Here is a 13044-nt window from a genome sequence, read left to right as displayed (position 1 = left end):
TCTGGTCAATTCAATTCAGTCACACAAGATGACTATTTTATATATAAGTGATTTTGTGCAAGTTCGACTGAGATTGCTCCAACATTACCTGCGCCCTGGGTTAATAACAAGTCATTTGCTTGCAATACTTTTCTCATGATCTGATTCAGGTTGCCGTCCGCCGCATCAACCAGAATCGGCTCGACTTCACCACGCAGACGAATGCTGCGGGCCAAAGTACGGCTGTCCGCCCCGACAATCGGTTTTTCGCCAGCAGGATAAACATCCAGCAACAATAACTGGTCTACAGTAGAAAGCACTTCCACAAAATCATCAAAGCAATCACGGGTACGGCTATAACGGTGTGGCTGGAACATCATTACCAGACGACGGTCCGGATGACTCTGACGCGCAGCTTTGATCGTTGCTTCCACTTCTTTTGGATGATGACCATAGTCATCCACCAGTTTCACGTCACCACCCTCAATCGCAAACTCACCCTGAACTTCAAAACGGCGACCCACACCACTGAAACCTTCCAGTGCACGGCAGATTGAAGCATCAGACACGCCTTCATCGGTCGCTATACCAATCGCGGCCAAGGCATTCAGCACATTATGCAAACCTGGCTGATTCACGGTTACACGCAATGGCTCACGCTCTTTACGCAATACGGTAAAGTGGGTTTGCATGCCATCCTGATCAACATCTACTGCGCGGATGTCATTGTCTTCATTGAAGCCATAAGTCAGTAACGGACGTGCAATCCGCGGCATGATTTCACGGATATTGGCATCATCACCACACACTACGGCCAAGCCGTAAAATGGCAATTTTTGCAGGAACTGGATAAAAGTATCTTTCAGGACATCGAAGCTACCGCCATAGGTATCCATATGATCAGCATCAATATTGGTCACCACAGCAGCCATCGGTTCCAGGTGCAGGAAAGAAGCATCTGACTCATCGGCTTCGGCCACGATATAACGGCTGGCGCCCAAGGCTGCGTTCATACCGGTACGGTTCAGCAAACCACCGATCACATAGGTTGGATCCATGTTTTCTTCAGCCAGCATACAGGTGATCAGGCTGGTGGTCGTGGTCTTGCCATGCGTGCCGGCAACGGCAATACCATGACGGTAACGCATCAGTTCACCCAGCATTTCCGCACGGCGAACCACAGGAATACGGTTTTCAATCGCGGTTTTAATTTCCGGATTTTCTTTATCAATCGCGGTAGAGACCACGATCACGTTGGCGCCCTTAATATTATTTGCAGTATGTCCGATATAGACTTTAATGCCATTCGCTTCCAGCTGTGCGGTGGTATTGGATGCCTTGATATCTGAACCGGAAACTTTATAGCCCTGGTTTTTCAGCACTTCTGCAATACCACACATGCCTGCACCACCGATCCCCACAAAATGAATGTGTTTGATACGACGCATTTCCGGCACTTTGATTAACTTTTTCGCTTGTTCAGCTGGGGTTGTTGGAGACATAGTTTACTCGGATTACAATTCTTGAATTAAACGGACCACATGTTGAGTCGCATCGGGTTGAGCCTGTCGGCGTGCTTTCACGGCCATTTCCATTAACAGTTGGCGATTCAGCATCGGCTCTAATAATGTTGTTAAACTTTCCGGGGTCATCGTGGCCTGCGGGCAAATCTTTGCCGCATTGATATTGGCCAGGAAACCGGCATTGGCCGTCTGGTGATCATCCACCGCACTTGGAAGCGGCACAAAAATCGCAGCTACGCCGGCAGTGGCAATTTCAGTTACAGTCAAAGCTCCGGCACGGCAAATCACCAGATCGGCATTAGAATAGGCTTTGGCCATATCTTCAATAAAAGGCTGTACTTCTACTTGCAGACTGGCTGGTGCATTTTCATAACGTGCCCGTGTCGCCTCAGCATGGTTTTGCCCACACTGATGATAGACGCTTAATGGCACATTGAGTTGCTTTAAAGCTTCCGGAACCCGTTCATTTAAGGCTTGCGCCCCCAAAGATCCGCCAACAATCAGAATACGTAAGGGCAGTCCTGCCTTGTCACGCTCCTGATAACGCCAGGACGGATTTAAAATTTCGCTAATTTCTTGTCGTACCGGATTACCTGTAGTCACGACTTTTTCTTGGGCCGGAAAGGTATTTGGAAAAGCCTGACACACCATCTTTGCCACACGCGACAATTGGGTATTGGTAAAACCGGCAACTGCATTCTGTTCATGGATCAGCACCGGAATGCCTAAGATACGTGCGGCCAAACCACCCGGGCCTGCCACATAGCCGCCAAAGCCTGCCACGGCATCGACCTGAAGCTGTTTCATGAATTTCATGGCACTTAAGGTGGCTTTCATGATTTTAAAAGGCGCCAAGGCCTTACGTAGAAAACCGTTGCCACGCACACCCTGAATATCAATCTGATAAATGGGAATATTCTGGTTTTTTAATAGACGGTTTTCCATGCCTGCAGGGGTGGCCAACCAGGAAACCTGTATACCTTGTTGTTGTAAGTCTTTGGCAACAGCTAACGCTGGAAACACATGTCCACCTGTACCTGCGGCCATCATCATGACATGTTTAGGCTGTTTTTGCTGAGCGTCGGTCACGGTCTAATTCTTCAATTCAAAAAATGGAGCAGGAAATCTGATTTAAGTAATCAATTGTAATCACAAACCTCAGGCCATGAAAGTTTATTTACTTTATTTCAACAAGGCTTTAATTGTTTTTTTTACGCAAATTCCAAGTTTAGACTCGTTTTATTTATAAGGTCTGCACTTTTCCTTCGACTTAAGTGACATATCATAGCAATTTTAAATGATTTTCTCATTATATTATCAATAACCTTGCCACGGACAGGGCTTTATTTAAAACCCTTTACAGCTCACTCCCAGTCAATCCATATCCTATCATCGACTAATGAGCTTAGGCTTAAATCCTATCAAATTTATAAAACTTTCATGTTATTCATATCTATATATGAATGATGCTTGATGTACAAGCAGATGCTTTAAATGGACTCAGTTCGGATAGATGTCAAAAATATCATGTCGTGATGTATGGATTATCTTGGCCGGTTATCTGGCTGCGATCCATGTCGGCAAACTTTCGGCCGTGATTCCTGTGTTGCAGCAGGATTTAAACCTGAGTTTTACTCAGGCTGGTTTTTCATTAGCATTGGTGTAGGCTGCCGGAATGCTGTTTGCGCTATGCATTGGCGCCTTCTCGGAAAAAATGGGATTAAAGCGCTGCCTGATCATGGCCTTAATCATTTTAGGGCTAAGCAGTCTTGCCGGGCTTTGGATTACGCAGCCTGCCACTTTATATGTATTGCGTTTTATGGAAGGAATCGGATTTTTAACCATCTCCTTGTGTGCGCCAGCCATTTTAAAACGTACCAGCCGCGCTGAAACACTGAATTTCAAGATGGGACTCTGGAGTTCCTATATGGGCATCGGTGTCAGTCTGGCCGTATTAACGATTCCTCTCCTGCTTGAATATCTGGACTGGCAAACGATCTGGGCCATTTTGGGCTGCCTGTGCCTGGTTATTGCTGGCATGATCAAACAATATTTAAATATTGAACCTGTCCTGGTAACACAGCTAGATTCTTTCCAGGCAGCTACGGAAAACACCTCATTCTGGCAGATTGTTAAAATTACCCTGACCCACCCACCGATTATCTGTCTGGCGATTATTTTTGCCTGTTATAGCAGTCAATGGATCACTGTCACGGGCTTCCTGCCTACGCTGTATGTCGAACAGGGGCTAGACTTAAAACGCGCAGGGATGCTGGCTTCAATGGTCGTGCTGGCCAACCTAGGCGGTACTTTTGGCGCAGGCATGTTGCTGCAACAGGGTTATAGACCGCACACCTTATTGAGTACCGGATTTGTGGCAATGCTCTGCAGCAGTTGCTTGGTATTTGCTGCAAATTCCTGGCTCTCATTTGAATTGCAGGTTGTCAGTGCCGTGCTGTTTTCACTGATTGGCGGGATGATTCCGACCACTGTTTTTGCGATTACCCTGCACTATGCACCACGTGCCTATGCAGCAGCGGCCAGTGTGGGTCTGGTTTTACAAATTTCAGCCTGCGCACAGTTTTTTATACCGACCCTGAGCGCTGCGCTGATATCTGCCACTCAATACTGGGCCAATCTTGTCATTATCACCGTCTGCCTTTCGATGCTGGGTATGGTAATGACGGCATTTTTATTTAAGCGCTATCCCCAATGAAAAAATAAAAAAGAGCCTGCAAGCAGACTCTTTTTTCACCTGATTTTGCTTTTAAACCTGATTGGCCTGCCCCGCTTCCAGCACGGCAAACAGATCATCTGCAATCGAGGTGCCAAACTGGGTGTCAATTTCACGGATACAGGTTGGACTGGTTACATTAATTTCAGTAACATAATTTCCGATCACATCCAGCCCTACAAAAACCAGACCTTTTTCTCTGAGATACGGCCCTACTTTTGCTGCAATGGCTTTGTCATTTTCAGTCAGGGGGCGTGCCTCACCTAGGCCACCCGCGGCCAGATTACCACGCACTTCACCATTTTGTGGAATACGGGCCAGACAATACGGCACTGGCTCACCATTAATCATCAGGATGCGTTTATCGCCTTCGACAATTTCCGGAATATAACGCTGCGCCATAATTGGCTGGGTACCATTATTGGTCAGCATTTCAATGGTTGAACCGATGTTGATGCCATCCTGATACAGGCGGAAAATCCCGGTGCCGCCCATACCATCTAGAGGTTTTACAATCACATCGACCTGTTGTTTGAGAAATTCACAGATCAGGCTTTGCTGCGAAGTCACCAAGGTCGGAACTTGCAGATGCGGGAACTGGGTCGCGAACAGTTTTTCATTACAGTCACGCAGGCTTTGCGGTTTGTTGATGATCCATGCCCCTTCGCGCTCTGCCTGCTCCAGAATATAAGTGGTATAGACGAAGTTCATATCAAAAGGCGGATCTTTACGCATCAAGACAACGTCATAAGCAGCGATCGACTCTTTTTGTTTTTCGCCAAGTTCATAATAATGGTCGTAGTCTTCAAATACCTGTAACGGCGCGATCAGACCAAAGGCCTTGCCCTGATCGATATATAAATCTTGCTGCAATGCATAACCGAGTTCATGCCCGCGACGTGCTGCTGCCCACAGCATGGCCATGGTCGAGTCTTTCTTCAGGTTTACATTTTCAATGGGATCCATCACAACAAGTACGCGCATGTGTCTCTGCTCTTTTTCAAAAAATGACTTGGCAAGGAGTATAGCTTGTGTGGATTCTTTTGTTTATGGTGATTTTGCATGACTTATTTTGTATAGGTTTTTAGATAGATGCTCAGGCAATTTGAGCTCAAGGGAGGTATGCCATGCAACAGGCCATTATCGGTTTTCACCTGGATGAGGAACAGCATTGGGTTGCAGAGCTGGCCTGCGGACATGGCCAGCATGTGCGACATACCCCGCCCTGGCAAAATCGCCCATGGGTGATGACCGAGCAAGGACGTAAAGAAAAACTCGGGATGCTGCTAGACTGTAAAAAATGCGAAAAGTGCGAAACTGAAACCTGAACCTATGAAAAAAGTAGTATGTAGGTGACCTAAAAAATAATCTTGTCCAGAATTTGCTAATTTGAGTTACTGCGTTTATGCTTTTATTGCTCAAACATGCAGCGCATTTTTTCAGGGTGTACTTTTGCTCATACGGCTCGTCAAACAGATCTGGTTGGTGATGCTTGTGGTTTTTGCCATAGGCTGGAGCAGTGTGTCTGTCGCATCTGCAAACACCATGCATCTGGTTATGCCGTCTGAAAAAACGAATCCTCATTGTCTGGAAATGACAAAACCCTCTGCTTCTCACTCGCTGCATAAGACTGATCATCATCAAGATCAGGAACTGATTCAGCCGGACTGTGTCAGTGACAGCACCCAGCAGTCATCAGACTGTCTGGATTGTGGCACTATGGCCTGCCAGAACCTGGTCACCAGCCTGCCCATTACAACGCCCGAGTTAAGTGTGCCTGATCACGGTTATCCGGAAAAAACCTTCCTCCCTGCTTACCATGCCAAGCACCTTGCCGGTTACTGGCAAGAAATCTTACGCCCATCCAAAGCTTGATCCTGAATTTTTAAATTTTTTTATTCATTAAGGATTAAGTTATGTTGCTTAAAATCAGTCAAAGCCTGTGTCTGGGCTTCGGTCTCATCTCGTCGTCTGCCTTGTTTGCAGCCGTAAAAGAATATCATCTGGTCATTGATGAAAGCCCGATCAATCTCACCGGAAAGACGGTCAAGCGTATCACTGTAAACGGAAAATTCCCTGCACCCTTGCTGGAATTTGAAGAAGGTGATGATGCAGTCATTCATGTACAAAACAACCTGAACAATCAGGATACCTCGCTGCACTGGCATGGCCTCCTCCTGCCCGGGCTGATGGATGGTGTCCCCGGATTTAACGGTTTTCAGGGGATCAAACCGAAACAGTCTTTTACTTATCGCTTCAAGGTTCGTCAAAACGGCACCTATTGGTATCACGCACATTCCAAAGGTCAGGAACAGGACGGCCTCTATGGCGCATTGGTGATTCGCCCCAAAGCACAGACATTACTACCTCCACATGAACAAACCGAGCGGGATTATGTGGTGATGCTGTCGGATTTTCACGAACAGGGCAGCCAGCAGATTCAGAACAATTTAAAAAAATCGGCCGAATATTATCAGAACCAGCGCGAAACCGTGGGCGATGTATTTAAGCAGGTGAAACGTGACGGTCTCAAGGCCACCTGGTCAGACCGCAAGATGTGGAACCAGATGCGTATGCTGAAAACCGACCTATCTGATGTTACCGGTTATACCTTTCTGGTCAATGGAAAAACGCCGCAACAAAACTGGAGTGGCCAGTTCCAGCCCAATGAAAAAGTCCGCCTGCGTTTCATCAATGCTTCTGCCATGTCGTTTTTCGATGTGCGTATTCCCCAGCTGAAAATGACCGTGGTCAGCGCCGATGGACAAGCTGTGCAGCCGGTCGCTGTAGATGAATTCCGTATCGGAACTGCTGAAACCTATGATGTGATTGTGGAACCCACTGCAGCGCATTACCAGATTGAAGCAGAATCGATCGACCGCTCAGGCTTTGCCATTGGCAGTCTGCATCAGGCAACTGATTCAAGTAAAGCCCCGGCTCCGGTTCAATTACCAACACCGCGCCCTCGTGCCTTATTGACCATGGAAGATATGGGACATGGCGAACAACATGACATGTCACATGACACACACAGCAGTCAGACCATGCAGACTGCCACAAGTGAACATGATCAACATGCCCAGCACGACATGCATGTAAGTCATAGTGCCATGTCCGGAACCAATCAGCCTCATCAGCCGGTTGAGGGCTGGGCCAATATGTCTACGCCTGCAGGACATAAAGCCTTGCAATATCAAGATCTCAAAGCCCTGAAACCGCAACCTGATACCCGCGCAGCAGAACGTGAACTGGTGATTCGTCTGGGTGGAACTATGGAGCGCTATATCTGGACCATTAATGGTAAAAAATTCAGTGATGCCGAGCCACTTCAGGTGAAATATGGTGAGCGAATCCGGCTGAAATTTATCAATGACAGCATGATGGCCCATCCGATGCATTTGCATGGCATGTTTATGCAGCTGGAAAATGGTCAGTCTGCTGCAAATATGCCAAATAAACACACCGTGATTGTGCCGCCTGGGAAAACGGTGACTACCCTGCTCACGGCTGACGAACTGGGAGAATGGGCGATTCACTGCCATCTGCTCTATCACATGAGTGCTGGCATGATGAACAAGCTGATTGTGGCACAGGTTGACGAAGATCAAGTATCTCACCCTTCTTCACAAAAAATGCCGTCAAAACCAGCAGCTGCTCAAGGAGAAAGCCATGCACATCACTAATCTTTTTCTAAAGTCAGTACTCAGCAGTGCGCTTACCCTAAGCAGTCTGAGTATTTTTGCGGCAGCTTCTAGCGAGCATACGGGTCATAATGAACATCAGCATCATAGCGGGCATCATGCCATGCAAAACATGGCTGATAACCACGCACAGCATACTGGAACAGTAGATGCTGCATCTTATCAACCACCACCAAAGTTATTGCATCAACAGCAGGTGCTGAGCACGCCACAAAATTCAGTCAGTTCTGCCAGCGAACATGATCATCGTAAAGAACATGGTGCACAGATTTATAGCCAGATTATTCTGGACCAGAAATGGCAGCATAGTTCAGAGAGAAATGGAGCATTCAAGTCCAAGAACCAGGCCAGAGTCGGCACGGATGAAAATAAAATCTTCCTCAAGTTAGAAGCCGACAAACATGAATCCCATCAGGCCGAATATGATGCCAAAGTGTTGTATAGCCGCAATATTTCCGATTTTTGGGATGTGCAGACCGGGGTGCGCTATCGACAGGAAAATTTAGCCGAGCCTGCTACACAACGGCAGAACGAGCGCTTCGATGCAGTATTTGGCCTGCATGGCTTGGCCCCCTACTTTTTCGAAACGAATGCTCATCTCTATGTTGGTGAAGATGACTTTGTCGGATTAAAACTGGAAACAGAGCGTGACCTGTTACTGACTCAGAAACTGATTATGCAACCCTTTGTCGAACTGGATGTCATCCTGAATGATCAGGCAGCGAATGCGAAAAAAACCGGCCTTAGTCATGCCACCTTGGGCCTGGAAACACGCTATGAACTGAGCAAAAAGCTCATGCCTTATCTGGAAGTGGGTTATGAATATAGTAAAGGCAACAAACAGACAGCCTGGCAGCAAAGCTCTGATTCTGAAAAAGGCTGGATCTATGGTGCAGGTCTAAGAATGATGTTCTAAATTTTTGATACAGAAAATTATGCAGCTACGGGATGTGAAACGCCATTCATGTCCCGTAGCGCTATGGCACTATACATTTGACTGAGAAAGATTTTTTAAGCCTATGAACTGTACATGCGATGCTTTTCTGCACTTTCCCACTCATTAAGAGACTTGTTATTTTGCGAAAAACTAGTCTTCATCGCCTTGATTTCCACTGTTACTTTTAGCAACCAAAGTGCCTAACATAATGATAAAGGTACTCACACCGCCAATTAACAGGCTCAGCAGCCCCATTTCCAGCATAAAATTACTATCACCAGTCTCAGGGGCACCCCATAGAAATTGAAGACGATCGCCAAAAATAAAATTGATCGCAAATACAATCAGAAATCCAATCAAGGTGGCAATCAGTAAAGTAACCACCAAGTTCTTCCACATTTTACATCCGACGAACAGGATGATCATGGCCAGTCCAACCATGGTGATGATGGATATAAGTAACACACTGTTCCAGTAATCCATGAGACTCACTCGTATTTGGTTTTAAATTAAAATTAAGAAATTCTTATAGTTAATTTTTCCAATTGAATTTTAATATAGGTGGATTTTTATACATGAGCAATGACGATAACTATCTTAAAGCTACAAATGTTAATTTACCCAAAGTTATAAAATACACTGACTTAGTAAAATCTTGCTGAGTACTGAACGATTCTGATTAACATAAAGTAACGTAAACACAACGTGTATTTATTGTTTAGCTTCGTTAAAGCTCAAATGCGACCGGTAAAGCTCAAGCAAACCAGGTTGAAATTCTTTAAAAAAAGAAGAATTGAGCCACTTTTATAAGAAAAATAAATAATAAATATAAAAAACTTGAATATTTTCTGATTTAGGCTATGCTGTCTTTAACTAGAAAAAAGCGTTGTTTAGTTAAGCTTCTTTAAGTGCCGCAGTATTATTTATAATCCTCAGTTTTTTCAGATCTTTATTTCAATTCTTGTTGTTTTTCCAAGTTATCCATAGTCATTTGCATGACTAAAATTATTAAAATTTAACAGGTTATATTATGTCTACTACAGTTACCGGTACAGTAAAATGGTTTAACGAAACTAAAGGTTTTGGTTTTATTCAACAAGAATCAGGTCCTGACGTTTTTGCACACTTTAAAGAAATCAGCAGTTCTGGTTTCAAAACTTTGTTTGAAGGTCAGCGCGTTTCTTTTAGCGTGGTTGATGGTCAAAAAGGTCCAAATGCGATCAATATCGTTGCGCTATAATTTAGCACAGCAATAAGAAAAAGCACCTTCAGGTGCTTTTTTTAGCTCTGAAGATTCATAATTTTGGTGAAAGGTTTTCTACTCCTCTATTTAGCTCATTAACAGTGAATTTTTAAGAATCATGTTCTGAATCATTGCTGTTGTAAGCGTTGCTCTATAAAGAAATAGAAATGAAAAACCCCTGGCATCCTGCCAGGGGTTTTCCGTATGCGTTCGCTTGGTATAACTCCTGTCGTACCTTACTTTCCTTGTATTTATGTATTGTTATTCTTGTGTGGAACGTCCTGTTCCTGTTAAAGCCATCATAGGAAATTTCCACTATTCAAAATAGCCGCAAAGTGCTGGAATTCATGTAAGCCAATGCTTACAAGAATAGACAGAGATAATAAATTTCAAATGCTTAGAAAATCGAGTATCTATAAAAAAAGGAAGCTCAAGCTTCCTTTTCTATGCCAATCCAGGCTTAGATCCCGTATTTAACACGATAATCTTCCATTTTTGCCAAAGCTTCTAGGTCGCCTTTCGCTTCCAGATAATCCATTAAATCTTTCATGGTAATTAAGGCATGTACAGGAATCTCAAGCTCTTGCTGTACTTCCTGAATCGCAGATAAATCACCCTGACCTTTTTCCTGACGATCAAGCGCCACGAGTACACCGGCAATTTGGGCACCGGCATTTTTCAGGATGGTGACGACTTCACGAATCGCTGTGCCTGCGGTAATTACGTCATCAATGATCCAGACTTTTTTACCTGCTACAGAAGCACCGACCAATACGCCACCCTCGCCATGGTCTTTGGCTTCCTTGCGGTTAAAACCCCATGGCACACTTACCCCATGATTTTGCGACAGAGCCACAGCAGTTGCTGCCACAAAAGGAATACCTTTATATGCAGGGCCAAAAATCACTTCAACATGGTCACATTCAGTTAGTTTTGCAGCATAGCCAGAAGCCAGCAGTGTCAAGGCTTCACCATCATTCAACAGACCCGCATTAAAAAAATAGGGACTCACACGTCCCGATTTTAAAGTAAACTCACCAAATTTAAGCACACCGCGTGATAATGCGAGTTCGATAAAAGCTTGCGGGTTAAACTGAGCTGGCGTTGACATGAGGTGCTCCTAAATCCATTAATTAAGGTAAGACTTGCGCATGATACCAAAGAGTAGCTATCCAGGTGATCAAAAAATTCTTCGCGTCGTTTCAATTAATGTCAACGGCTTACGCTCATCTGTCACCAAAGGTCTATTGGAATGGATGGAACAGTCGGATGCCGACGTGATTTGCATACAGGAAAGCCGGATCACGCATGCGCAGTGGACCGATAAATTCAAGCCTGAAGGCTGGTACACGCACCTGTTTCCTGCCGAACGTCCGGGTTATGCCGGTACGGCCATTTATAGCCGTCTGCCTTTTGTGTCTTTAACTGATGGCCTGGGTTTTGAACTGGCCGATTCACAAGGCCGTTTTATTGCCGCTGAATTTGACTTGGGTCTAGAACAAACCGTACAGATCTGTTCCCTGTACCTACCTTCCGGCTCATCAGGCGATGAAGCACAAGCGCGTAAAGATCACTTTCTGGAAGAATACGCAAAAATCCTGAAACAGTGGCGCGATGAAAATAAATCGGTAATTGTCTGCGGTGACTATAATATCGTGCATAAACGTATCGATATTAAAAACTGGTCGGGTAACCAGAAAGCCTCGGGCTGTTTACCGCACGAACGTGCCTGGCTAGATCATATCTACGATGAGCTTGGTTATGTCGATACTTTCCGTGAAGTCCGCAAAGAAGCCGAATTATACTCCTGGTGGTCAAACCGTGGACAGGCGCGTGCCAAGAATGTTGGTTGGCGGATTGATTATCATGCCTGCTCTCCGGACTGGAAAGAGCGTACCGTTAATGCCTGGGTCTATAAAGAACAATGGTTTAGCGACCATGCCCCCGTGATCATCGACTACAAACTATAATCTTCATTATTTAATTGAGTGAACATACGTTCACTCAATTAAGGCTTATCTCTTACATGACATGACGTATTTTTTGGGTTTATCTTAATGTAATAACATAGCATTATAGCGCTACGGCACAAGGACATGTCAGGACGACAACATAAGGACAGGACGCCGTAGGACGAAAATAAAACAGACTATAGATTTAGCTTGTTTTGCATGGATGTGACATTGGACGTTGGATTGAGACCCGCATGATCAGGATGATTAAATGCGGGTTTTCTATTTCTATTATTCCCAAATTTTTATTTTTCTTATTATTTAGATTGTTCTTTTTCTTGCTGCTCATATTAAAGCTGCTTGATGTCATTTTGATGACATGACTTTTCTGGTATTTAAAATTTTTTCTTTTTTTTCATTTGCTTTTGCATGGTTTGCTGCTGCCAATTTGGTTAAGCTAGTTCATGATTTAAATTTTTTAGATGGCAGCTATGTTAAAAATTTACGGAATTAAAAATTGTAGTTCGATGAAAAAAGCCTTTGATCTGCTGACGGAGCAAGGTCTGAGTTATGAATTTCATGACTATAAAAAACAGGGCATCGATGCTGAAACCATCAAAACCTGGCTGGATGCCTTGGGTCAGGACGTGCTTCTGAACAAGAAAGGCACTACCTGGCGTAAGCTCAGTGAAGAAGAGCAACAGACCGCCCTGTCGAGTGAAGATGCTTTAATTAATGCATTAACCACCCATACCAGTTTAATCAAACGTCCAATCTTGGCAACCTCTACAGGATTTATTGCCGGTTTTGATGAAACAGCTTATCGTGGCTTAGCCCGCTAATATCTTGTATTGAATAGGGTGTGTTGACACTTTTAGCTTAAAAAAATAGCGAAGTAGTAAAATCAAATCGCCAAACCCAATTTTACTATTCGCTATGCCTCGTACCATGCTGACAGATCAACACTGGCAAAAG

The 13044-nt window shown here is 44.6% G+C and carries 12 protein-coding genes and 1 pseudogene; 8 read left to right on the top strand and 5 right to left on the bottom strand.

The annotated features are described in order from the left end of the window. Positions 1 to 32 precede the first annotated feature (32 nt). Together murC and murG are read right to left on the bottom strand one after the other, a co-directional pair. On the bottom strand, positions 33 to 1481 hold the full coding sequence (gene murC, locus ACP7BU_RS11165; RefSeq protein WP_005245710.1) for a UDP-N-acetylmuramate--L-alanine ligase: 1449 nt from the start codon (positions 1479 to 1481) through the stop codon (positions 33 to 35). A 12-nt stretch (positions 1482 to 1493) separates the two neighbouring features. After that, positions 1494 to 2591, bottom strand: coding sequence for an undecaprenyldiphospho-muramoylpentapeptide beta-N-acetylglucosaminyltransferase (gene murG / locus ACP7BU_RS11160; RefSeq protein ID WP_425879966.1), 1098 nt, complete (start codon positions 2589 to 2591; stop codon positions 1494 to 1496). A gap of 424 nt (positions 2592 to 3015) precedes the next feature. Here murG and ACP7BU_RS11155 point away from each other — a divergent pair. After that, positions 3016 to 4218: pseudogene (locus tag ACP7BU_RS11155) on the top strand (CynX/NimT family MFS transporter). Between the two features lie 51 nt (positions 4219 to 4269). Here the strand turns inward: ACP7BU_RS11155 and gshB are convergent. After that, positions 4270 to 5220 carry a glutathione synthase gene (gene gshB / locus ACP7BU_RS11150; RefSeq protein WP_425879967.1) on the bottom strand — a complete coding sequence of 317 codons (951 nt, stop codon included), beginning with the start codon at positions 5218 to 5220 and terminating at the stop codon, positions 4270 to 4272. Between the two features lie 143 nt (positions 5221 to 5363). Between gshB and ACP7BU_RS11145 the strand changes: the two genes are divergently transcribed. The 4 genes from ACP7BU_RS11145 (at position 5364) to ACP7BU_RS11130 (ending at position 8853) form a co-directional block, all read left to right on the top strand. Next, positions 5364 to 5564, top strand: coding sequence for a DUF3565 domain-containing protein (locus tag ACP7BU_RS11145; protein ID WP_004281307.1), 201 nt, complete (start codon positions 5364 to 5366; stop codon positions 5562 to 5564). 124 nt (positions 5565 to 5688) lie between these two features. Next, positions 5689 to 6111 carry a hypothetical protein gene (locus ACP7BU_RS11140; protein ID WP_425879968.1) on the top strand — a complete coding sequence of 141 codons (423 nt, stop codon included), beginning with the start codon at positions 5689 to 5691 and terminating at the stop codon, positions 6109 to 6111. A 41-nt stretch (positions 6112 to 6152) separates the two neighbouring features. After that, complete coding sequence (locus ACP7BU_RS11135) at positions 6153 to 7919, top strand: copper resistance system multicopper oxidase (protein WP_425879969.1); 1767 nt, start codon at positions 6153 to 6155, stop codon at positions 7917 to 7919. Next, complete coding sequence (locus ACP7BU_RS11130) at positions 7906 to 8853, top strand: copper resistance protein B (RefSeq protein ID WP_425879970.1); 948 nt, start codon at positions 7906 to 7908, stop codon at positions 8851 to 8853. Before ACP7BU_RS11135 ends, ACP7BU_RS11130 begins: the two co-directional genes overlap by 14 nt. Before the next feature lie 171 nt (positions 8854 to 9024). Here the strand turns inward: ACP7BU_RS11130 and ACP7BU_RS11125 are convergent, their stop codons facing one another. Continuing rightward, positions 9025 to 9357, bottom strand: a complete 333-nt coding sequence (locus ACP7BU_RS11125) for a hypothetical protein (protein ID WP_243474492.1) — start codon at positions 9355 to 9357, stop codon at positions 9025 to 9027. A 547-nt stretch (positions 9358 to 9904) separates the two neighbouring features. Between ACP7BU_RS11125 and ACP7BU_RS11120 the strand changes: the two genes are divergently transcribed. Next, a complete protein-coding gene (locus ACP7BU_RS11120) occupies positions 9905 to 10114 on the top strand; it encodes a cold-shock protein (RefSeq protein ID WP_004281299.1) in 210 nt (69 codons plus the stop codon). Positions 10115 to 10577: 463 nt separating this feature from the next. On the opposite strand, the gene pyrE is transcribed toward ACP7BU_RS11120, so the two are convergent. Next, positions 10578 to 11228 (bottom strand): orotate phosphoribosyltransferase, encoded by a 651-nt coding sequence (gene pyrE / locus ACP7BU_RS11115; protein WP_004281297.1) that lies wholly within the window; start codon positions 11226 to 11228, stop codon positions 10578 to 10580. A 40-nt stretch (positions 11229 to 11268) separates the two neighbouring features. On the opposite strand from pyrE, the gene ACP7BU_RS11110 reads away from it, so the two are divergent. Both ACP7BU_RS11110 and ACP7BU_RS11105 read left to right on the top strand, forming a co-directional pair. Further along, positions 11269 to 12087, top strand: coding sequence for an exodeoxyribonuclease III (locus ACP7BU_RS11110; RefSeq protein ID WP_314101384.1), 819 nt, complete (start codon positions 11269 to 11271; stop codon positions 12085 to 12087). A gap of 473 nt (positions 12088 to 12560) precedes the next feature. Continuing rightward, the gene (locus ACP7BU_RS11105) at positions 12561 to 12911 is read left to right on the top strand and encodes a Spx/MgsR family RNA polymerase-binding regulatory protein (protein ID WP_425879971.1); all 351 of its coding nucleotides are present in this window, start codon (positions 12561 to 12563) and stop codon (positions 12909 to 12911) included. Positions 12912 to 13044 lie beyond the last annotated feature (133 nt).

The organism is Acinetobacter sp. 40AMC3-4, from assembly GCF_049898185.1.
Classification (GTDB): Bacteria; Pseudomonadota; Gammaproteobacteria; order Pseudomonadales; family Moraxellaceae; genus Acinetobacter.
This window is presented reverse-complemented; position numbering and strand designations above follow the sequence as displayed.

What these genes read in the sequence shown, in the direction of transcription:
- murC (WP_005245710.1), bottom strand. Translation starts at nt 1,481, where the DNA reads ATGTCTCCAACAACCCCAGCTGAACAAGCGAAAAAGTTAATCAAAGTG.
- gshB (WP_425879967.1), bottom strand. Translation starts at nt 5,220, where the DNA reads ATGCGCGTACTTGTTGTGATGGATCCCATTGAAAATGTAAACCTGAAG.
- ACP7BU_RS11145 (WP_004281307.1), top strand. Translation starts at nt 5,364, where the DNA reads ATGCAACAGGCCATTATCGGTTTTCACCTGGATGAGGAACAGCATTGG.
- ACP7BU_RS11135 (WP_425879969.1), top strand. Translation starts at nt 6,153, where the DNA reads ATGTTGCTTAAAATCAGTCAAAGCCTGTGTCTGGGCTTCGGTCTCATC.
- ACP7BU_RS11130 (WP_425879970.1), top strand. Translation starts at nt 7,906, where the DNA reads ATGCACATCACTAATCTTTTTCTAAAGTCAGTACTCAGCAGTGCGCTT.
- ACP7BU_RS11125 (WP_243474492.1), bottom strand. Translation starts at nt 9,357, where the DNA reads ATGGATTACTGGAACAGTGTGTTACTTATATCCATCATCACCATGGTT.
- ACP7BU_RS11120 (WP_004281299.1), top strand. Translation starts at nt 9,905, where the DNA reads ATGTCTACTACAGTTACCGGTACAGTAAAATGGTTTAACGAAACTAAA.
- pyrE (WP_004281297.1), bottom strand. Translation starts at nt 11,228, where the DNA reads ATGTCAACGCCAGCTCAGTTTAACCCGCAAGCTTTTATCGAACTCGCA.
- ACP7BU_RS11110 (WP_314101384.1), top strand. Translation starts at nt 11,269, where the DNA reads ATGATACCAAAGAGTAGCTATCCAGGTGATCAAAAAATTCTTCGCGTC.
- ACP7BU_RS11105 (WP_425879971.1), top strand. Translation starts at nt 12,561, where the DNA reads ATGTTAAAAATTTACGGAATTAAAAATTGTAGTTCGATGAAAAAAGCC.